The sequence below is a fragment of the Streptomyces sp. CB03234 genome, from assembly GCF_001905885.1.
GTDB lineage: Bacteria > Actinomycetota > Actinomycetes > Streptomycetales > Streptomycetaceae > Streptomyces.
In genome coordinates this window covers 355,033-374,628 of record NZ_LIYH01000006.1, presented here as the reverse complement: position 1 = coordinate 374,628, position 19,596 = coordinate 355,033, and the positions used below count along the sequence as shown (strand labels likewise).

20 protein-coding genes and 1 tRNA gene are annotated in these 19,596 nt (G+C 70.6%); 7 read left to right on the top strand and 14 right to left on the bottom strand.

Annotated features, from left to right (window positions below; translation table 11 throughout):
* Positions 1-2: 2 nt before the first annotated feature.
* The 9 genes from AMK26_RS27430 to galU all read right to left on the bottom strand — a co-directional run bounded on the left by AMK26_RS27430 (position 3) and on the right by galU (position 7,921).
* Positions 3-764, bottom strand: coding sequence for a TenA family transcriptional regulator (locus AMK26_RS27430; RefSeq protein ID WP_073757443.1), 762 nt, complete (start codon positions 762-764; stop codon positions 3-5).
* 56 nt (positions 765-820) lie between these two features.
* Positions 821-1,741 (bottom strand): hypothetical protein, encoded by a 921-nt coding sequence (locus tag AMK26_RS27425; protein ID WP_158071152.1) that lies wholly within the window; start codon positions 1,739-1,741, stop codon positions 821-823.
* 652 nt (positions 1,742-2,393) lie between these two features.
* A tRNA-Ala gene (locus AMK26_RS27420) sits at positions 2,394-2,467 on the bottom strand.
* 139 nt (positions 2,468-2,606) lie between these two features.
* Positions 2,607-3,677 (bottom strand): divisome protein SepX/GlpR, encoded by a 1,071-nt coding sequence (gene sepX, locus AMK26_RS27415; protein ID WP_073757441.1) that lies wholly within the window; start codon positions 3,675-3,677, stop codon positions 2,607-2,609.
* Positions 3,678-3,823: 146 nt separating this feature from the next.
* Entirely contained in the window at positions 3,824-4,426 is a 603-nt protein-coding gene (locus tag AMK26_RS27410; protein WP_073757440.1) for a GNAT family N-acetyltransferase, read from the bottom strand.
* A 14-nt stretch (positions 4,427-4,440) separates the two neighbouring features.
* Positions 4,441-5,082, bottom strand: a complete 642-nt coding sequence (locus tag AMK26_RS27405; RefSeq protein ID WP_073757439.1) for a MogA/MoaB family molybdenum cofactor biosynthesis protein — start codon at positions 5,080-5,082, stop codon at positions 4,441-4,443.
* The gene (gene moaC, locus AMK26_RS27400) at positions 5,079-5,579 is read right to left on the bottom strand and encodes a cyclic pyranopterin monophosphate synthase MoaC (RefSeq protein ID WP_073757438.1); all 501 of its coding nucleotides are present in this window, start codon (positions 5,577-5,579) and stop codon (positions 5,079-5,081) included. Before moaC ends, AMK26_RS27405 begins: the two co-directional genes overlap by 4 nt.
* 126 nt (positions 5,580-5,705) lie before the next feature.
* Entirely contained in the window at positions 5,706-7,013 is a 1,308-nt protein-coding gene (gene glp, locus AMK26_RS27395) for a molybdotransferase-like divisome protein Glp (RefSeq protein ID WP_079277839.1), read from the bottom strand.
* The gene (gene galU / locus AMK26_RS27390; protein ID WP_073757843.1) at positions 7,010-7,921 is read right to left on the bottom strand and encodes a UTP--glucose-1-phosphate uridylyltransferase GalU; all 912 of its coding nucleotides are present in this window, start codon (positions 7,919-7,921) and stop codon (positions 7,010-7,012) included. Before galU ends, glp begins: the two co-directional genes overlap by 4 nt.
* Before the next feature lie 106 nt (positions 7,922-8,027).
* Between galU and AMK26_RS27385 the strand changes: the two genes are divergently transcribed.
* A complete protein-coding gene (locus AMK26_RS27385; RefSeq protein ID WP_073757842.1) occupies positions 8,028-8,609 on the top strand; it encodes a 5-formyltetrahydrofolate cyclo-ligase in 582 nt (193 codons plus the stop codon).
* Positions 8,610-8,655: 46 nt separating this feature from the next.
* Here the strand turns inward: AMK26_RS27385 and AMK26_RS27380 are convergent, their stop codons facing one another.
* On the bottom strand, positions 8,656-11,466 hold the full coding sequence (locus AMK26_RS27380) for a penicillin acylase family protein (RefSeq protein WP_073757436.1): 2,811 nt from the start codon (positions 11,464-11,466) through the stop codon (positions 8,656-8,658).
* 267 nt (positions 11,467-11,733) lie between these two features.
* Here AMK26_RS27380 and AMK26_RS27375 point away from each other — a divergent pair, with 267 nt between their 5' ends.
* From AMK26_RS27375 to AMK26_RS27345, 6 genes are all read left to right on the top strand, one after another.
* Positions 11,734-13,194, top strand: a complete 1,461-nt coding sequence (locus AMK26_RS27375; RefSeq protein ID WP_241838087.1) for a potassium/proton antiporter — start codon at positions 11,734-11,736, stop codon at positions 13,192-13,194.
* A 288-nt stretch (positions 13,195-13,482) separates the two neighbouring features.
* A complete protein-coding gene (locus AMK26_RS27365; RefSeq protein WP_073757434.1) occupies positions 13,483-14,778 on the top strand; it encodes an MFS transporter in 1,296 nt (431 codons plus the stop codon).
* Between the two features lie 68 nt (positions 14,779-14,846).
* Entirely contained in the window at positions 14,847-15,179 is a 333-nt protein-coding gene (locus tag AMK26_RS27360; RefSeq protein WP_073757433.1) for an FmdB family zinc ribbon protein, read from the top strand.
* Positions 15,180-15,260: 81 nt separating this feature from the next.
* Entirely contained in the window at positions 15,261-16,139 is an 879-nt protein-coding gene (locus AMK26_RS27355; RefSeq protein WP_079277838.1) for an S-methyl-5'-thioadenosine phosphorylase, read from the top strand.
* Positions 16,140-16,447: 308 nt separating this feature from the next.
* Complete coding sequence (locus tag AMK26_RS27350; RefSeq protein ID WP_338015600.1) at positions 16,448-16,945, top strand: hypothetical protein; 498 nt, start codon at positions 16,448-16,450, stop codon at positions 16,943-16,945.
* Positions 16,946-17,068: 123 nt separating this feature from the next.
* The gene (locus AMK26_RS27345; protein ID WP_198944171.1) at positions 17,069-17,587 is read left to right on the top strand and encodes a large conductance mechanosensitive channel protein MscL; all 519 of its coding nucleotides are present in this window, start codon (positions 17,069-17,071) and stop codon (positions 17,585-17,587) included.
* 10 nt (positions 17,588-17,597) lie between these two features.
* Here the strand turns inward: AMK26_RS27345 and AMK26_RS27340 are convergent, their stop codons facing one another.
* Genes AMK26_RS27340 through AMK26_RS27325 form a run of 4 tightly spaced genes read right to left on the bottom strand, consistent with a single transcriptional unit; the run spans position 17,598 to position 19,593 of the window.
* Positions 17,598-17,912 carry a hypothetical protein gene (locus tag AMK26_RS27340; RefSeq protein WP_073757431.1) on the bottom strand — a complete coding sequence of 105 codons (315 nt, stop codon included), beginning with the start codon at positions 17,910-17,912 and terminating at the stop codon, positions 17,598-17,600.
* A gap of 21 nt (positions 17,913-17,933) precedes the next feature.
* Positions 17,934-18,290, bottom strand: a complete 357-nt coding sequence (locus AMK26_RS27335) for a hypothetical protein (protein WP_073757430.1) — start codon at positions 18,288-18,290, stop codon at positions 17,934-17,936.
* Complete coding sequence (locus AMK26_RS27330) at positions 18,287-18,997, bottom strand: Rieske (2Fe-2S) protein (protein ID WP_079277837.1); 711 nt, start codon at positions 18,995-18,997, stop codon at positions 18,287-18,289. The genes AMK26_RS27335 and AMK26_RS27330 overlap by 4 nt, the downstream gene beginning before the upstream one ends.
* Entirely contained in the window at positions 18,994-19,593 is a 600-nt protein-coding gene (locus AMK26_RS27325; protein ID WP_073757429.1) for a 4Fe-4S dicluster domain-containing protein, read from the bottom strand. The genes AMK26_RS27330 and AMK26_RS27325 overlap by 4 nt, the downstream gene beginning before the upstream one ends.
* Positions 19,594-19,596: the final 3 nt, after the last annotated feature.

The following is a 19,596-nucleotide window of genomic DNA, read 5'->3' as shown; positions in this document are numbered from 1 at the left end:
CCCTAGTCCTCGTAGACGAAGACCGGTTCGGACGGGTCGTAGCCCGCGCGCAGGACGGCGTCGAAGTGCCGATGACGCAGTTCGATCGCCTGCCGCAGACTGTCCTTGGCGTCCTGCTGACGCTTCGGAGTGTCGCAGTAGCGCAGCAGCAGCTGCCGCAGCGGCTCGGTGTGCTCGTCCTCCAACTCGCTGACGCCGTCCTGGTCGGCGTCGCCGGAGGCGTGGTGCACGAAGAACTCGTAGCCCCACGTCGGGAGCTTGTAGACGTCGCGCATCACCGCCATCATGCTGTGGCCTGCGTCGTTGGTGATGGGGGGCTGTCCCTCCATCAGCATCAGTACGGACGTGGCGCCGACGGTGAAGTGCACGTTGGTGTTGTTGCAGGCGTTCTTGTTGTGCTCGATCACCGCGACCGTCTCCGGGAACAGCTCGACCTCCGGGAGCGTGGCGGGATCCACACCGACGGACCGCCCGAAGTCCTCGAAGGTCTCGACGTGCCGCTTGGAGTTGGTCAGGCCGCCGGTCTCCTCCTCATAGGCGTTCTCGATGAAGGAGAGGCGCAGGTCGAGGTCGTCCACGCGGTGCGCGACACCCATCAGGTTCCGCGTCCACCAGCTCTTGATGGGCCACCGCTGGATCACGAAGGTCTGGAGCAGGCGCTTGGTCGCCTTGCCCCCGAGGATGGTCTGGTAGAGCGGACTGGTCATCTTCGACCGTTCCGCGATGATGCTTTCGATCTCTTCGATGAACGCGGTGCCGGACATTCGTCTCCTTCGGCTAGGTGTTTCCAGCGAACGTGGGACTGGCCCTCACGGGCGGGTCACCGACTGGCGGACGCACCATCGAGAATCGTCAGAACATTTCCCGGGCCCGCCCCATTGAGCTCGGCAAGCTCGTCCATATTCAGGTCGAGAATCCCGCCGACCATGGCCTCGCATCGGGCGAGAATCTGGTTTCCCTTCCAGGGCTTCAGCAGTTCGGCCGCGGTCTCGATCAGCGGAGTGACTTTGAATTCGCGACCGCTCCGGGACCGCAGATAAGCAGCGATGAGCTCCAGCGGGAGATTCCCCCCGCCCTTCCCCATCCCGGACAACGAAGCGTCGATGTACGTAAAACCCTGCTGCATGGCGGCCAGCGCATTCGCGAAGCCCATACTGATGCCGTCGTGCAGGTGGAACCCGAGCACCGCACCGACGTTCTCACGCACGGGGCCCCATAACCGGATGACGTCCTCGGGGAGAAGGCTTCCATTGGAGTCGGCGAGGTAGAAGATGTCGACGGAGAGTTTCTCCGCGGCCTGGGCGGCTTCCGCGACGGCCTGCTCGGTCAGCTCGCTGACCCGTATGAGGTTGACAGCGAACTCCATGCCGGCCCCCCGCACCGCCTCCGCGTACGGCGCGAGCCGGGCCACCTGGTCGGGCCGAGTGGGCATGCGCACCATCCGTACCCCGAAATCGGCGAGCCGGGCAACGCTCTGCGGCATGGCGTCCTTCGCGTGCGCCATCACCACCAGCCCCACCCCCGCCGCGGCCTCCCGGACCTTCTCGAGATACGCGGGCGGACATGAAGCCGACGGCGCTTCCGCACCGTCGAGCGCGTGCCGCTCCGGCCTCAGATATCCGACTTCGGAATAAGGGACCCCCGCAGCGGAACAGGCTGCGATTACCTGGGACGCCTGCGTAGTGGTCCAGGAATGTTTATTGATGTACCCGCCGTCGCGGATTGTGACATCGAGCAGCACTGTCCGATCTACCATTTGACCGCACTCCTGAGCCGATACGTCTTTCTCCTGATAGAGGTGCACCCTTGATTCAGGGCGAGTGACGACGAAAGTCAGGCGGGATGAGGTGAGGTGAGGTGTTCCCACGGAACACAAAGAGGAGAGCGTGCAACTCTCCACTCCTCGAACACCGAGACCTTAGAACGACCACTCGAAGACAGGCAAGGAAGCAAGAACAAGCCGATGGCCGAAAGTCTACGAACGGTCAGACAAGGATCATTAACAACACATGAAGACGAAGGGCATACTCCGGCGTCAAGAGACAGCGGCACCGACTCGTCCGCAGCGCCGCAAATCACTGCGGCAACGCCGTCCCCACCTGCGCTGACGGCAGCCGCCGGAGAAATAGCGGAGCCTGCACGTCCGCCCGGCGGGCGCCGAGGCTTCCGCACGTAAAGGGGTATCGGCCACCGGAGTCGGCAGACCTCGACCATGCTGGCCGAAAGATGCCCGCGCCGTCAGCGGCGCGGCGTGGTGCCGCATACCCCTGAGGCGGTCCCCGCGCTTTCACACAAGAGAGGCCCGAACGACGAGATCCCGCTCAGACGGTGACCGTCCGAACGGGATCTCGGTGAACCGTTCGCGGGGTGACCCGCGAAGTGTCCTCTGTGCGTGGACCTGAGGGGATTTGAACCCCTGACCCCCTCGATGCGAACGAGGTGCGCTACCAGTCTGCGCCACAGGCCCTTGCGACGTGTGAAACATTAGCATCCCGATCCGGGTGCTTGGAAATCCGTTCCGCGCGGGCCGCGGAGAGGTGTGTCACGTGCCACCGCCGCCGGGCCTGTCGCTCGTTGGCCTCGCTCATCGGCCTCGCTCATCGGCCTCACTCGTTGGCGGCGCGGGGGCGGTCCTCGTCCGCGTACTGGTCGAAGAGCGGTGTCCTGCCGTGGTCGTGGGAGCGGCGCGGCGGGTACGGGCTCGGGTGGGGGTTCTGGCGGGTCGCCGGGGGCGGGGTCGGTTCCGCCGGGGAGGAGCGGGCCGCGCTCCAGGTCTCCGGGTCGGTGACGTCGACGCCGCCCGTCGCGCGGGGGGCGACCGGGGCGGTGACGTAGGTGGGCAGCGGCACGGGGACCGGGTCCCAGCTGTCGCCGTGGGTGGGGCCGTGGGCGCGCTGCTGGTCCACCCACTCGGCGTGGTCGGTCTGCTCGACCAGCGCGCGGCGCCCGGCCTCCTGCGGGGTGAGCGCGGGGGCCGGTTCCGGGTCGGGCTGCGGGTGGCGGGCCTCGGGCGTGTTGTCCTGGTCGGGGGCGGGACGGCCGCGCGGGCGGCTCTCGCGCAGGCGCTGCGCGGCGGCCTCGGCGCGGCGCCGGTCCATGACGTACACGAAGCGGCGGCGCTCCTGGGCCCGCAGGTGGACGATGTACGCGCTCAGCAGCACGGCGGGGACTCCCGGGGCCCACAGGAACGCCAGGCCGCCGACCGCCGCGACGATCGCGCCGAGCGTGAAGGCCAGGAAGAGGACCACCGTGGTGCGCCGGCGCCTGGCCAGCACTTTGGAGCGCCGGGCGCGCTCGGCGGCCGCACCGGCCGGGCCTGCCGGGCGCGGCCGCCCCGCGGGGCGGGGTCTCGCGGGCATGGCCTGCGGGACCTCCAGGCGCGCCTCGGTACGAGCCGGGGGCGCGGCGAAGGCCCGGACGTCGACCGAGCTGAGGTGCTCGGTCTCGGCGTCCGGGTCGACGTCGGGCGACGCCGCCTGTTCGGCGGTGCGCTCGCGCAGCTCCTTGGCGTACCGGCGCTCCATGCCCGCCCGTCCGGACAGGAGCCGGATGGCGGTGCTGAAGCGTTCCGTCGGACGGGCTTCGTTCAGCTCGTCCTGCCTGCGGAGCCACATCGGCACCAGGTAGGCGGCCCAGGCCCCGACGATGACTGCGTAGATGAGGCCGCTGCTGCTCACGCCTCACACCGTAGAGGGGTTCGCATCCGGCCATCGGCCAATTGGGCCGGTGTGTCGCACGATCTGGCTGATATCACTGAATTTTTTTGTGATTGATCGGACCGGTTGTGAGGGGTCGGTGACCAAATTCGAACGTATTTTTTATTTCAGCGTGGGGTTCCCCGACTGATCCGGTGCCAGCGGCGCAGCAGCCCCTCCGGTACCTCCTCCGCGGTGAGCGCGAACACCAGGTGGTCGCGCCAGGCGCCGTCGATGTGGAGGTAGCGCGGACGCAGCCCTTCCTCGCGGAAACCCAGTTTCTCCACGACCCGGCGGCTCGGGGTGTTCTCCGGCCGGATGCAGACCTCGATCCGGTGCAGCCCGACCGTACGGAAGCAGTGGTCGACGGCGAGCGCCACGGACGTGGGCATGACGCCCCGGCCGGCGACCTCGCGGTCCACCCAGTAGCCGACATGGCCCGAGCACATCGAGCCCCAGGTGATGCCCGCGACGGTCAGCTGGCCCACCAGCCGCCCCTCGTACTCGACGACGAAGGGCAGCATCCGCCCCGCGTTCGCCTCCGTGCGCAGATGGCGGACCATCTGGCGGTACGTGGGGCGCTGGGCGAACGGGACGCCGGGCGCGGGCGGCGGGATGGTCGCCTCCCAGGGGCGCAGCCAGTCGCGGTTGCGCCGGTTGACCTCGCGCCAGGCCCGCTGGTCGCGCAGCTTTATCGGCCGCAGGACGACGCCGCCGTCCGCCAGCGTCACCGGCCAGGCCGGGTTCATGACGGTCTGGGGTGGTCGCCGCCGCGCAGCTGGTCGACCGCGTGGACCAGCAGCCGTTCCAGGACGGCGAGGCCGTCGCGGACGCCGCCGGTGGAGCCGGGCAGGTTGACGATCAGGGTGCGCCCGGCGACCCCGGCCAGGCCCCGGGAGAGCGCGGCGGTCGGGACCTTCTCGCGGCCGTACGCGCGGATGGCCTCCGGGATGCCGGGGACCTCGTGGTCGAGGACGCGGCGGGTGACGTCGGGGGTGCGGTCGGTGGGCGAGACGCCCGTGCCGCCGGTCGTGAGGATCACGTCGTACGCGGCCTCCACCCCGGCGCGCAGCGCGGCCTCGACGGGGTCGCCGTCGGGCACGACCTGGGGCCCGTCCACGGCGAAGCCCAGCCTGGTGAGTCCTTCGGCGAGGATGGGGCCGCCCTTGTCCTCGTACACCCCGGCGGAGGCCCGGTTGGACGCGGTGACGACGAGCGCGCGGTACGGGGGGCGGGAGGCTGCGGGAGCGGTGCCGGTGTCGGTGTCGGGCCTGGTGTCGGTGTCGGGCCTGGTGTCGGGCCCGACGGGGGGCGCGGGCGTTCCGGCGGGGGTCCGGCCCGGCTCGTGGGGGTGCGCGCCGTGGACGTGGCCGGCCCGGGGCGTCACGCCTGTGCCCCTTCCGCCTCGGCGCGCCGGTAGTGGCCCGACTTGCCGCCCGTCTTCTCCTCCACCCGTACGTCGGTGATGACGGCCGCCTTGTCGACGGCCTTGACCATGTCGACGACGGTCAGCGCGGCCACCGTCACGGCCGTGAGGGCCTCCATCTCGACGCCGGTACGGTCCGTGGTCTTCACCGTCGCCGCGATCTCGACCGCGTCGTCCGCGACCGACAGGTCCAGCTTCACGCCGGAGACGGCCAGCGGGTGGCAGAGCGGGATGAGGTCGGGGGTGCGCTTGGCGCCCATGATGCCCGCGATACGGGCCGTGGCGAGGGCGTCTCCCTTGGGCACGCCCTCGCCGCGCAGCAGCTCGATCACCCGGGGCGAGACGAGGACCCGTCCGGTGGCGCGGGCGGTGCGGGCGGTGACGTCCTTCCCGGAGACGTCGACCATACGGGCCGCCCCCGACTCGTCGATGTGCGTCAGGCTGCCTTGCGTACTCACTGCTGAACTCCGCCTCGCGTGTTCCGGCGCCGATTGCCCCGCACGGCCATTGTCCCGCCGACGGGGGCCGGGGGTGGTCCCCCGGGAAGGCACAGCGGCAGACACGGTACCGCCACGCCCGGACTATCAGCCGATGAGGACCACGTCCAGCGCACTGCCCGGCTCCACCGTGGTGGTGTCCTCGGGGACCACGAGCAGGGCGTCCGCGTGCGCGAGGGCGGCGATCAGGTGCGATCCGGCGCCGCCCACAGGCGTGACCGTGCCCGCCTCGGCGTCGTACGTGCCGCGCAGGAACTGGCGCTTGCCGGCGGGCGAGGACAGCGGCTTGTCGGCGGCGAGGGCGGCACGCACGCGTGGCCGCTGGATGTCCCTCACGTCCTTGAGGCCCATCAGGGCGCGGATCGCGGGCCGGACGAACAGCTCGAAGGAGACGTACGACGAGACCGGGTTCCCGGGCAGGGCCAGCAGCGGGGTGTGTTCGGGGCCGATGGATCCGAAGCCCTGCGGCTTGCCCGGCTGCATGGCGAGCTTGCGGAAGTCGATGCCGCTGCCCGGCTCGTCCTCGTCGCCCACCGAGGAGAGGGCCTCCTTCACGACGTCGTACGCGCCGACGCTGACCCCGCCGGTGGTGACCAGGAGGTCGGCGCGGATCAGCTGGTCCTCGATCGCGGCCCGCAGCGTCGTGGCGTCGTCGGTGACGGCGCCGACCCGGTAGGCGATGGCGCCGGCGTCGCGCGCGGCGGCGGCCAGGGCGAAGCTGTTGGAGTCGTAGATCTGGCCCTGGCCGAGCTCCTCGCCGGGCTGGACCAGTTCACTGCCGGTGGAGATCACGACCACCCGCGGGCGGGGACGCACCCGGACGGTGCCGCGTCCGATGGCGGCGAGCAGGCCGATCTGCGGCGGGCCGAGGACGGTGCCGGCCTCCAGGGCCAGGTCGCCGGCCTGGACGTCGCTGCCACGCGCGCGTACATGGGCGCGGGCCTCGGCCGGGCGGTACACGCGGACCTCGCCGGTGGCGCCCTCGGGGGCGGCGCTCGCTGCCCGCATGCCGGTGGCGGGCGCGCCGCCGGTGCCGCCGTCGGTCCACTCGACGGGGACGACCGCTTCGGCGCCGGGTGGCAGCGGGGCGCCCGTCATGATGCGGGCGGCCTGGCCGGGGCCGACGGTGGGCAGCCCGGCGCTGCCCGCCGCCACGTCGCCGATCACCGTGAGCACCGCCGGGAATTCCCCGGTGGCGCCGGTGACATCGGCGACCCGTACCGCGTACCCGTCCATGGAACTGTTGTCGAAGGGCGGCAGGGCGACGGGCACCATGACGTCCTCGACCAGGACGCAGCCCTGGGCGTCGGGCAGCGGCAGCTCGATCGGGTCGAGCGGGTGGACCGCCTGGAGGATGTCCTCCAGGTGCTCGTCCACCGACCAGGTCGTACTCACAGTCCTTGCATCTCCTCGGTGACGTAACCGCGCAGCCAGTTCCGGAAGTCCGGTCCCAGATCCTCACGTTCGCACGCGAGTCTGACAATGGCCCGCAGGTAGTCGCCGCGGTCGCCGGTGTCATAGCGGCGGCCCTTGAAGACGACGCCGTGCACCGGACCGCCCACCGACTCGTCGGCGACGAGCTTCTGGAGGGCGTCGGTGAGCTGGATCTCGCCGCCGCGGCCGGGCTCGGTCCGGCGCAGTATCCCGAAGACGCCGGGGTCCAGGACGTAGCGGCCGATGATGGCGTAGTTGCTGGGCGCCTCGGCCGGGTCGGGCTTCTCGACCAGGTTGGTCACCTTGACGACGTCGGCCTCGCCGGTCGGCTCGACGGCCGCGCAGCCGTAGAGGTGGATCTGGGACGGGTCGACCTCCATCAGCGCGATGACGCTGCCGCCCTGGCGCTCCTGGACCTCGACCATGCGGGACAGCAGGGGGTCGCGGGGGTCGATGAGGTCGTCGCCGAGGAGGACGGCGAAGGGCTCGTTGCCGACGTGCGGCGCGGCGCACAGGACGGCGTGGCCGAGCCCGCGCGGGTCGCCCTGGCGGACGTAGTGCATGGTGGCCAGGTCGCTGGACTCCTGGACCTTGGCGAGGCGCTCCTGGTCGCCCTTCTTGATGAGGGCCTCTTCGAGCTCGTAGTTGCGGTCGAAGTGGTCCTCGAGGGGCCGCTTGTTGCGGCCGGTGATCATCAGTACGTCGGAGAGGCCGGCGCTCACGGCCTCCTCGACCACGTACTGGATGGCGGGCTTGTCGACCACAGGCAGCATCTCTTTGGGAGTGGCTTTCGTGGCCGGCAGGAACCTGGTGCCGAGGCCGGCGGCGGGGATGACAGCCTTGCTGATCCTGGGGTGCGACTGAGTCATGCGGAGCACCATATCCGGTCGGTATGGGCGGAAGATTAGCTTCCGGTTAACTTCCTGCCCATATCGCCATGTACGAGAGGTTTGTGAAGCCACCGTGACCGGCGACATGCCCGAAAAGACCGCTCTGCGGCGCCAACTCCTCGCCGCCCGCACCCTCCTGACCAGTAATGACGTCCAGGAGGCGGCCGCGGTTCTCGCGGACGCGGCCCTGAACCTGCCCGAGCTGCGGCGAGCGTGGACGGTTGCCGCATACGTCTCGATAGGGAGCGAACCCGGCACGCGCGCCCTGCTCGACGTGCTGCGCGAGCGGGGCGTCCGCGTCCTGCTGCCGGTCCTGCTGGAGGACAACGACCTGGACTGGGCGGCCTACGAGGGCGCCGAGCGGCTCGTACGGGCCCGGCGCGGCCTCCTGGAGCCCGCCGGGCCCCGGCTGGGCGTGGACGCCGTCCTGGAGGCCGACACGGTCCTCCTGCCCGGCCTGGCGGTGGACGTGCGGGGCATGCGGCTGGGGCGGGGAGGCGGCTCGTACGACCGGGTCCTGGCCCGCATCGTACGGGCCGGGCACGATCCGGCCCTGGTGGTGCTCCTGTACGCGAACGAGGTGGTCGAGCGGGTCCCGGAGGAACCGCACGACCACCCCGTGCACGCGGTGGTGACCCCGGAGGTCACCCTCCGCTTCCGGGCCTGAGGGCCGTCGCGTCGCGCTCCCTGCGGCGTGAGCGCGGTCGCGCGCCCTACGGCGTGAGGACGAGCGTGTCGACCGTCCTGGCGTCGACCGCCTGCTTGCCGTAGGCCCAGTCGAGCAGCTCGCCCTTGGCCCACTTGTCGGTCTGGTCGGTGTAGTGGGCGTTGTAGGCGTGTCCGGAGGCGCCGGTCAGGTTGATCCAGCGGGACTTGTCCCAGTCACCGACGTTCACGACCATCCGCATGGACGGCACCCACACGACCCCGTACCCGCCGGCCGCGTTCCAGCCGGTGGCGTTGACCGCCGCCTCGCCACCGGACAGGTTCCACGGGCCCCGGTTGAGCAGGAACTGGATGAAACCCGGGCCCTCGGTACCGAGGGTCTGGTTCTTCAGGGTCAGCTGGTGCAGCCGGCCCCAGCTCCAGCTGTTGACGTCCTTGCCGAGCTTGGAGGTCAGCTCCCAGCGGGCGTCCACCATGGCGCGCTTCAGCAGCTCGTCACGGGTGTCGGTGCCCTGGTGCGTCCGGCTGAGGGGGGACTTCCACCACTCGTTCTTCTCGTCCTTCAGGAGCCGGCGGACCACCTCGTACCAGCGGTCGCCGCCGTCCGGCTGGGCCGTTTCGGCGTCGCGCTGCCCGCACTCCCGCACCAGCCTGTCCTGCTCGTCGACGGGTCCGGTGGAGTCGGCCGGGCGGACATTGAGGCACTCGCCCTTCACCCGCAGCTCCTTGGGCAGCTTGTTGCCGAAGGCGAGCCTGAGGACGTTGCGCCAGACGCCGTTGAAGTAGGCGGCCGCTCCGGAGTCCGCGTCCTGGGTGTAGTCCCAGCCCTCGAGGAGCTTCTGGGCCTCACGGACGTGCGGGTCCGAGATGTCGATCTTCAGCAGGTAGGGCGTCAGCAGCTTGGCGATCTCGCTGCTGTTGTCCATCTGCATGGTGCGCATGTCCTCGGTCGAGACCTTGGCCCCGTCCTTGGTCTTGGACTCGATGAGGTCGTTGATGCGCTGGCTGCGCGCACCGTAGCCCCAGTCCTCGGTGAGCAGATACGGATACTTGTCCGCATCGATCACGGCCTGGTTGGCCGTCACGATGTAGCCGCGTTCCGGGTTCTCCTCGTAGGGCAGCTCGTCGAAGGGGACGAACTTCTTCTTCCAGGTGTACTTGGAGTCCCAGCCGGGCGCCGGCATGGTGCCGTCGTGGCCCTTCTGACGGACCGGGATCTTGCCGGGGGCCTGGTAGCCGATGTTGCCCTCGGCACCCTTGGCGTCGGCGTAGATCAGGTTCTGGGAAGGCACCTCGAAGTCGCGGGCGGCCTCGCGGAACTGCTTGAAGTCGGTGGCGCGGTTCAGCTTGAAGACGGCGTCCATGGACCTGCCCGGGTCCAGGGCGGTCCAGCGCAGGGCCACCGCGTAGCCGTCACCCCGGTCCGGGGCGAGGGCGTCGACGGGGGCCTCCTCGCCGACCTTCTCCAGCTCGTTGCTGCGGTCGGAGACCAGGGGGCCGTTGTTCGTCGACCGGACGGTGATGGTCCTGCTCTTCTCACCGGCGATCTTGATGACCTCCTCGCGGGTCACGAAGGGCCGTTCCTTGCGGTCGTACTCGTAACCGCGGTCGGTGATCTTCTCCAGGTACAGGTCGCTGACGTCCGCGCCCAGGTTGGTGAAGCCCCAGGCGATGTCCTGGTTGTGGCCGATGACCACACCGGGCATGCCGGAGAAGGTGTAGCCGGCCACGTCGTAACGGCACTTGTCCGAGACGGACCGGCAGTGCAGGCCCATCTGGTACCAGAGTGAGGGGAGCTGGGGCGCCAGGTGCGGGTCGTTGGCCAGCAGCGGCTTGCCGGTGGTCGTGTACTTGCCGGAGACGACCCATGAGTTGGAGCCGATGCCGTTGCCGTTGGGGCCGAGCAGGGCGGGGATCTTCTCCAGGGACGCGGACAGCGCGGAGAGCTGCGACTGGAGGCCCTGGGTGGCGCCCTGGGCGGTGCTCCAACCGCCGGTGCCGGTGCCTGCGCCCTGGCCGGAGCCCTGGCCCGTGCCCGTACCCAGGTCCTGGCCGCTGCCCGAGCCCGTGTCCTGGGTGCCGCCCTTGGCGGAGGGGTCGAACTTCCCGGTGACCTCGTCGACGCCGCCCTTGTCGACGATCGGGCGGTGCAGGTCGTAGGGGTACGCGGGGTAGAGGTCCTTGATCTGCTTCTCGCTGAGCCTGCTGGTCATCAGCGAACGGTCGATCTCCTCCTGCATGTTGCCGCGCAGGTCCCAGGCCATCGCCTTGAGCCAGGCCACGGAGTCGACCGGCGTCCACGGCTCGATCGCGTAGTCGTTGCTGAAGGCGAGGGCGGCGTACTCGACCGAGACGTCGCGGCCCTCCTTGCCCTTCAGGTAGGCGTTGACGCCGTCCGCGTACGCCTGGAGGTTCTTCTTGGTGTCCGGCGACAGGAGCTTGTCGTACTCCTCCTGCGCCACCCGGTGCCAGCCGAGGGTGCGCAGGAACGCGTCCGTCTCGACCTGCTCCTTGCCGAACATCTCGGACAGCCGCCCGGCCGTCATGTGGCGGCGGACGTCCATCTCCCAGAACCGGTCCTGCGCCTGGACATAGCCCTGGGCGCGGAACAGGTCCTCGTCGGTGGAGGCGTAGATCTGCGGTACGCCGTAATCGTCCCGTTTGACGTCCACGGGCGCGGAGAGCCCGTCGAGCTTGAGGGTGCCGGTGGTTTGCGGGAAGGGGGCGCGCACGGCGCTGACGCTCCAGTAGGCGCCGTAGCCGACGCCCGCGACCAGCGCCAGCACCAGGGCGATCACGAGCAGACGGGCACGTCGCCCCTTCTTCTTGGTGGAAGCGGCGGTGGTGTTGGCGGGCATCGCTGTCCTTCGAGGCGCAGGCTGGTCCTGGAGTGCTGGAGCAACCATAGGCGCAGCGCCCACCCGGCCCGGACGCGGTGTCAGTAAGGGGCCCCTTCCGGGGACTCCGCGAGAGCATCGCCCACCCCGGACCGGCGTCAAGGAAGCGTTAATGATTAGGTAAGGTAACGAAGTACCGCGGCGGGAACGAATCCGGCGTGCATATGAGGAAAGGGTCGGCCACTGACTGTCCACCAGCTCAACGAACTCCTGTTCATCTGCTCGCTCGTGCTGCTCGTCGCCGTCGCGGCGGTGCGGATCTCCTCCCGCAGCGGGCTCCCCAGCCTGCTCCTGTACCTCGGGATCGGGGTCGCCATCGGGCAGGACGGGATCGGCGGTGTCCACTTCGACAATGCCGAATTGACCCAGGTGATCGGCTATGCCGCGCTTGTGGTGATCCTGGCCGAGGGTGGCCTGGGAACCAAGTGGAAGGAGATCAAACCCGCGTTGCCCACGGCGGCCGTCCTGTCGACCGCCGGCGTCGCGGTGAGCGTGGGCGTCACAGCCACGGCGGCGCACTACTGGGTGGGCCTGGACTGGCGGCAGGCGCTGATCATCGGCGCGGTCGTCTCCTCGACGGACGCCGCCGCCGTCTTCTCCGTCCTGCGCAAGGTGCCCCTCCCGTCGCGTGTGACGGGCACCCTGGAGGCCGAGTCCGGCTTCAACGACGCCCCTGTCGTGATCCTGGTGGTGGCCTTCTCGACGGCCGGTCCGGTCGACAGCTGGTACATGCTGCTCGGCACCATCGCCCTGGAGCTGGCCATCGGCGCGGCCATCGGACTGGCGGTGGGCTTCCTCGGCTCCTTCGGGCTGCGGCACGTGGCCCTGCCCGCCTCCGGCCTCTACCCGATCGCCGTGATGGCGATCGCGGTGGTGGCGTACGCGGCCGGCGCCATGGCGCACGGCAGCGGCTTCCTCGCGGTCTACCTGGCCTCGGTGGTCCTGGGCAACGCCAAGCTGCCGCACGCGCCCGCCAACCGCGGTTTCGCGGAGGGTCTGGGCTGGATCGCCCAGATCGGCATGTTCGTCCTGCTCGGGCTGCTGGTGACCCCGCACGAGCTGATCGACGACTTCTGGCCGGCGGTGCTGGTCGGGCTGGTGCTGACGGTGGTGGCGCGGCCGCTGTCCGTCTTCCTGAGCCTGCTGCCCTTCCGCATCCCCTGGCAGGAGCAGGCCCTGATGTCATGGGCCGGGCTGCGCGGCGCGGTGCCCATCATCCTCGCGACCATCCCCATGGTGTCGGGGATCGAGGACAGCGAGAAGATCTTCAACATCGTGTTCGTGCTGGTGGTCGTCTACACGCTGGTGCAGGGCCCGACCCTGCCCTGGCTGGCCAAGGCCCTGCGGCTGGGCGACTCGGCCGAGGCCGCCGACCTGGGCGTCGAATCCGCACCCCTGGAGCGGCTGCGGGGGCACCTGCTGTCGGTGGCCATCCCGGAGAAGTCCAGGATGCACGGCGTGGAGGTCGCCGAGCTGCGGCTGCCCCCCGGTGCGGCCGTCACGCTCGTCGTACGGGACGGCCAGAGCTTCGTACCGTCGCCGACGACCGTCCTGCGGCGCGGCGACGAGCTGCTGGTGGTGGCGACGGACCCGGTCAGGGACGCGACGGAGCGGCGGCTGCGGGCGGTGGGCCAGGGCGGCAAGCTGGCCGACTGGCTGGGGACGGGAGGGGACGGGAGGGGACGGTAGGGCTGAGGAGCCGTGCCGGAGGGACCACGAAGGGAAACGTCCGGCTAATCGGAGGTGACCCCTGCCTCGTATCGGCAATTTCACAGGCACCACACCATTCTTCCCTGTACCATGAAGGCACACTGATCGACCAACTCTGCCTGACGCAGAGCTGGCGCGACCGTATGGCGGCCGTGACGCTCCCCCGCAGTGGAGCCCGGCATCTACCGCAGTTCCGCGCAAGAGGACAGCTCTCGGCGGCTCCCGACACCCAGGGGAGCGCTACCAGGCGGCAGAAAGGCAACGGCCGTGCCCTCCGCTGTAAACACAGCCACGGTCACTTCTTCTGACGCTGTCAAGCGTCCTGGATACGGGCAGCTTCTGCGCACCCCCGGCGCCTGGACGTTCCTGCTGCCCGGATTCGCGGCGCGGCAGCCCTTCGCGATGCTGACCATCGGCATCGTGCTGCTGGTGCAGCACACCACCGGTTCGTACGGCAGCGCCGGCGCCGTCGCCGCGTTCACCGGGGTCTCCATGGCCCTGTTCGCGCCGCAGAGCGGCAAGCTCGCCGACCGCTTCGGACAGCGCGCCGTCCTGATCCCCGGCGTACTCGTCCACACCGTGTCGGTGTCGGCCCTGACGGCCCTGGCGCTGGCGGACGCCCCCCTGTGGATCCTGTTCGCCGCGGCGGTGCCGACCGGCGCCTCCGTGCCGCAGATCGGGCCCATGGTGCGGTCCCGCTGGGCCGCCAAGCTGGAGGGCTCACCGCTGATGTCGACGGCGGCGGCCTTCGAGTCCGTCACGGACGAGTTCACGTTCGTGGTGGGCCCCGTCCTCGCCACCGCGCTGTGCACCGGCGTCCACCCGGCCGCTGGTCTGATCGCCGAGGCGACGCTGACGCTGGCCGGCGGCCTGCTCTTCGCCGCCCAGCGCCGCACCCAGCCCGCCCACGGCCTGTCCGCCGCCCACGCGCGCGTGGAGCGGGTCTCCGCCCTGTCGGTGCCAGGCGTACGGGTCCTGGCAGTGGCCTTCCTGGGCATCGGCTCCGTCTTCGGTGGCATGCAGGTCTCGCTGACCGCGTTCACCGAGGAGATCGGGCAGCCGGGCATGAACGGCCTGCTGTACGGGCTCTTCGCCGCGGGCAACATGCTGGCCGGCATCGCGGTCGGCGCCATCGCCTGGAAGACCGGCCCCCGGCGCCGGCTGATGCTCGGGTACGCGGGTCTGACCGTCACCGCCTCGCTGCTGTGGTCCGCGCACTCCGTGGTGATGCTGGGCGCGCTCGGCCTGATCGTCGGCCTGTGCATCGCGCCGGCCCTGATCACCGGCTACACGCTCGTCGAGTCGCTGGTGCCGGCGTCCGCCCGAACCGAGGCCTTCACCTGGCTCACCGGCGCCGTGGGGCTGGGCCAGGCGGCCGCCGTGACGGTGGCCGGCCGACTCGCGGACGGGTACGGCGCGAGCGCCGGTTTCCTGGTCCCGCTGGCCGGTACGGCACTGGCCCTGGCCACCCTGGTGGCGCTCCGTTCGCGGCTCGCGCCCCGTGCGGCGACCCGGACCGTCGCACGTGGCGTCGGTCACCGCGTGCCGGTGACGGTGGACTGATCCCGCGGAATACGTCAGTATGGACTGTCGTTAGCACTCATTGAGTGAGAGTGCCAGGAGGAAGACAAGTGCCGACCTACCAGTACCAGTGCACCGAGTGCGGCGAGGGCCTCGAGGCGGTGCAGAAGTTCACCGATGACGCCCTGACCGAGTGCCCGGCCTGCAAGGGACGCCTGAAGAAGGTGTTCTCGGCCGTCGGCATTGTCTTCAAGGGCTCCGGCTTCTACCGCAACGACAGCCGCGGTGCGTCGTCGAGCAGCTCGCCGGCCTCGAAGCCGTCGGGCTCTGCCTCCGGCTCGCCGTCGAGCTCGTCCTCGGACTCCTCGTCGTCGAACTCCTCGTCCTCGGACTCGAAGCCCGCGACGTCGAGCGCGGCCAAAAGCTCCAGCTCCGCCGCCTGATCCGACTCCGGCTTTCCCGGGACCCTGCCGATTTCCACGGCGGGGTCCTCGGCGTATCCGGACCCCGTTAGGGTGAGCCGCATGGCGAACGCAGCGAAGGCGGGTAACGGCGCGGGAAGCGGCACGGACATGCGCGCGGACATCGGCGTCATCGGGGGTTCCGGGTTCTACTCGTTCCTGGAGGACGTCACCGAGGTCCCGGTGACCACCCCGTACGGCAGCCCGAGCGACTCGCTGTTCTTCGGTGAGCTGGCCGGGCGCCGGGTCGCCTTCCTGCCCCGGCACGGACGGGGCCACCACCTGCCGCCGCACCGCATCAACTACCGGGCCAACCTGTGGGCGCTCCGGTCGGTCGGCGTACGGCAGGTCCTCGGGCCGTGCGCGGTGGGCGGGCTGCGCCCCGAGTTCGGGCCGGGCACGCTGCTGGTGCCGGACCAGCTGGTGGACCGGACGAAGACCCGTACGCAGACGTTCTTCGACGGGGAGCCGCTGCCGGACGGAACCGTGCCGAACGTCGTGCACACCTCGTTCGCCGACCCATACTGCCCCGACGGCCGCAAGGTGGCCCTCGCGGCCGCGCACGGCCGTGGCTGGGAGGCGGTGGACGGCGGGACCATGGTCGTCATCGAGGGCCCGCGCTTCTCCACCCGCGCGGAGTCGAAGTGGCATGCCGCGATGGGCTGGTCGGTGGTCGGCATGACCGGGCACCCGGAGGCCTACCTCGCCCGTGAGCTGGGGCTCTGCTACACGTCGATGGCGCTGGTGACGGATCTGGACGCGGGCGCCGAGACCGGTGACGGCGTCTCGCACACCGAGGTGCTGCGGGTGTTCGGTGAGAACGTGGGCCGGCTGCGGGAGGTGCTCTTCGACGCGGTCGCCGGGCTGCCCGAGACGGAGAGCCGCTCCTGCCTGTGCACGCATGCGCATGACGGCTGGGACCTGGGGATCGAGCTGCCGTGACCCTGGCGGCTGGTCACACCGACGGGTGACGGAGTTTTCCCCACCGCCGGAGTTGTCCACAGGCCTGAGCGGGATCGGCGGGGACGCGGGATGGTGAGGGCGTCGGCGGAAAGCCGGCGGAGTCGATGCTCGCTCCCGATCCCTCACGGCAGGCGGTAGTTGCCATGACGTCGTACCCCTCGCCCTTTTCTGTCACTTCCGCTCTTCTTCCCGCCACGCGCGCCGCTTCGACGCGCGCCGCTTCGGCGCACGGTGCTTCCACGCACGGTGCTTCGACGCACGTTCCGGCGCACGGTGCGGCGGCGCCGGTGCCCGAGACGTGCGGGGTGCCGCAGTTCGCGCCGCTGCGGGTGCGCGGCGGGCGGCATCGACTGCGGCGGGCCGTGCGGCGAAGGCGGCGCGCGATGGCGGCGGGGCTCGCCATGACGGCCGCCGCGCTGGCCGCCTCCGCTCCGGGCTCTCGCGGGCCCGCCGAGACGCACAAGCCGCAGGCCGCCGCGGCACCGCACGGCGACCGGAAGCCGGAGATGGTGTCCGCTCCGGTACGGATCGCTGACGGCGAGACCGTCCGGCTGCTGAGGCCCGGGGACCGCGTCGACGTGATCGCGGCACCGGAGTCGTCGGCGGCGGACGGTGAGGGCGACGCCCGCCTGGTGGCCAGAGGCGCCCACGTGGAAAGGGTGCCGCAGGCGAGCGAGGCGTCGGCGGACGGTGGCGCGCTGGTCGTGTTGTCCGTCCCGCGCCCGACCGCCGCCGTGCTGGCCGGCGCGGCGACGACGTCCCGGCTGGCGGTGACGCTGTGCTGAACCACCCGGCCGCCCTCCCTCACCCCCTCTCCCTCCCTCTCCGCCTCCTCAGTCGCACTGACTGCCTGACCCGTCACCTGTCCGCGTGTACGGATTGGACGGTTATGCACTGTGCAGGGCGTAATGGCTCGGCCAACTGCACATGCGACGAAAGGCACCGTGGTGAGCCAGGAGAAGAATCAGAGCTTGCTGGAAGGCTTCAAAGCGTTCCTCCTGCGCGGGAACGTGATCGACCTGGCGGTGGCGGTGGTGATCGGCGCCGCGTTCACCAACATCGTGAACGCGATCGTCCGGGGAGTGATCAGCCCGGTCGTCGGCGCTTTCGGCACCAAGAACCTGGAGAGCTACCAGTCCTGCCTGAAGGCCCCGTGCCAGGTGAACGCCAACGGGGAGGTCGTCCAGGGCGTCGCGATCCTGTGGGGCTCGGTACTCAGCGCCACACTGAGCTTCCTGATCACCGCCGCCGTCGTCTACTTCCTGATGGTGCTGCCCATGGCCAAGTACCTGGCCCGCCGGGCGGCTCTGGAGAAGGAGAGGAAGGGCGTGGAGGAGACCCTGGAGGTCACCGAGCTGGAGGTACTCAAGGAGATCCGCGACACGCTTGTCGCCCAGCGCGGTTCAGCGGGCCGCGGCGCGCCCTAGCGCCGCCGGCTCAGAGGTGGTGCGGCGGCTTCTCGTCGAGGAAACGCGCGAGGTCGGCGGCGCTGTCGCCGGCCGGAGGCCGCTCGCCCCACCCACGGTCCGTATCGTCCGCGGACTGCTGGTCCAGCGGATCGTCGAAGATCAGCGCCGGTGTCCTCTTCTTGGGACTCGCCGGATGGGCCGGACTGTCCGGACCGTCCGCGCTGTGCGTGCTGTGCGTACTGTCCGCACTCTGCGTGTTCCTCGGATTCTGCGGGTTCTTCTCCTCCTTCGGCGCTGACTCGGTCTTCGAATCGCGCGGTCCGGGGGCGGGGGCGGTCCTCATACTCCCAGCGTACGCCGGATGTCAGCGGTCGTCCGGGTCGATCAGCCACAGCACGAGGACGACGAGGAACGACAGGACGAGGAAGGCCGCGCCCCACCACGCCGTCGCCGTGTCACCCCGCATCCACTCGTTGACCACCACCGTCAGACCCCAGAGCTGGCCGACGACGACGGTGAGGGCCAGTGCCAGACGGGCCGACAGTTTCGAGGACCGCTCCGGTTCCTGCTCGGCGCCGGCGCCGGGGCCGGGACCGGTGTGGCGGATCCGCGAGTCGCCATAGCCGCTGGTGGGGCGGATCTGCGGATACCGCTCCCGGACCGGCCGGTTGAGGCGCGCGCCGGGACGCTGAGGGCCGGGGGGCGGGGGTGCGGCGGTCATGTGCGCTGCGTCCCGTCCTGGTGGGAGTCCTGTCCGGAGTCGGAGTCGGAGTCGGAGTCGGAGTCGGAGTCGGAGTCGGGGTCGGGGCCGGCACCGGGGCAGCCGATCCGGGCGGCGAGGTCCGGGCGGTCGTCGCCGACCTGCCGGCACAGTCCGTCCTTGACGCTCTCCCCGGACCGGGTGGTGCCGACCGCCCAGACCGTGCCGTCGGTGTCCTCCACGAGCAGCACCTTGGGCAGCGCGCGGGGCGGGGGGCCGGCGGTGACCTCACCGGTGCGGGCGTCGAAGACGCCCTCGTGGCACGGGCAGTACAGCTCGCCCTCGCTGCCCCGGTCCGCCCGCCACAGCACCGCGCAGGCGAGGTGGGTGCAGACGGCGGAGTAGCCGACCAGGGTGCCGTCGCCGAGGCGGGCGGCGACCGCGCGGTCGTCGTCCGTCGGGTAGCGGAAGGCGAGGGACTCGCCGGGTTCCAGCCGGTCGGCGATCTTCTTGGCGTCGGGGGCGGTCTCGCTGTCGCCGTGCCGGTGCAGGACGCCGGAGGCGACGGCGATGCCGCCGACGGCCAGTCCGCCGGAGACGGTGGCGACGATCCGCAGGTAGTCGCGGCGGGTGGTCAGCGAGTCGGCGGCGATCCGGTCGCGCAGCGCCTCTTGGGAGGTGTCGGTGCCGGGCTCGGGCGGTGGGGGCTGCTGTGCGGTGACGCTCATCGGACGTCCACCCCGTTCACCTCGACGAGAGGCAGTCCGCCGGGGACCGGCCACTGGACCTTGTCGGCGGGTACGACCATGGCGACGCCGGTGGTGACGGTCGCCGTGCCGAAGGTGAACGAGTCGGCGACCTGGACTCCGGGGCGTTCGGCCCGGAGTTCCTCGACGGTGCCGTAGAACAGCGCTCCGGTGGGGCAGACGGTGGCGCACATGGGGGCGAGTCCGTAGGAGGTGCGGTCGTAGCAGAGGTTGCACTTCATCTGGAGCTTCGCCTGGAGGTCGATCTTCGGGACGCCGAAGGGGCAGGCGTTGACGCAGTTGGCGCAGCCGATGCAGCGGGTGGTGTCCGCCTGCTGCACCACACCGTCGGCGGTGACCAGGATGGCGTCGGCCGGGCACACCTCGGCGCACGGGGCGACGGGGTCCTCGCAGTGCATGCAGACCGTGGGAAGGGAGGCGACGGAGCGCCCCTCGTCGGGGTAGTCGAGATGGATCATCGACTTGCCGCGGTGGGAGTCGCACTCGCGGCAGGCGGAGACACAGGCCTGGCAGCCGATGCAGCGGCCCGGATCGATGAAGATCGTTCTGCCCATCATGGG

Excerpts from the sequence above, each read along its gene's own strand:
- AMK26_RS27430 (WP_073757443.1), bottom strand. The coding sequence starts at position 764 with ATGTCCGGCACCGCGTTCATCGAAGAGATCGAAAGCATCATCGCGGAA.
- galU (WP_073757843.1), bottom strand. The coding sequence starts at position 7,921 with ATGACTCAGTCGCACCCCAGGATCAGCAAGGCTGTCATCCCCGCCGCC.
- AMK26_RS27385 (WP_073757842.1), top strand. The coding sequence starts at position 8,028 with ATGCCCGAAAAGACCGCTCTGCGGCGCCAACTCCTCGCCGCCCGCACC.
- AMK26_RS27380 (WP_073757436.1), bottom strand. The coding sequence starts at position 11,466 with ATGCCCGCCAACACCACCGCCGCTTCCACCAAGAAGAAGGGGCGACGT.
- AMK26_RS27355 (WP_079277838.1), top strand. The coding sequence starts at position 15,261 with ATGGCGAACGCAGCGAAGGCGGGTAACGGCGCGGGAAGCGGCACGGAC.
- AMK26_RS27345 (WP_198944171.1), top strand. The coding sequence starts at position 17,069 with ATGGCTCGGCCAACTGCACATGCGACGAAAGGCACCGTGGTGAGCCAG.
- AMK26_RS27340 (WP_073757431.1), bottom strand. The coding sequence starts at position 17,912 with ATGAGGACCGCCCCCGCCCCCGGACCGCGCGATTCGAAGACCGAGTCA.
- AMK26_RS27335 (WP_073757430.1), bottom strand. The coding sequence starts at position 18,290 with ATGACCGCCGCACCCCCGCCCCCCGGCCCTCAGCGTCCCGGCGCGCGC.
- AMK26_RS27330 (WP_079277837.1), bottom strand. The coding sequence starts at position 18,997 with ATGAGCGTCACCGCACAGCAGCCCCCACCGCCCGAGCCCGGCACCGAC.
- AMK26_RS27325 (WP_073757429.1), bottom strand. The coding sequence starts at position 19,593 with ATGATGGGCAGAACGATCTTCATCGATCCGGGCCGCTGCATCGGCTGC.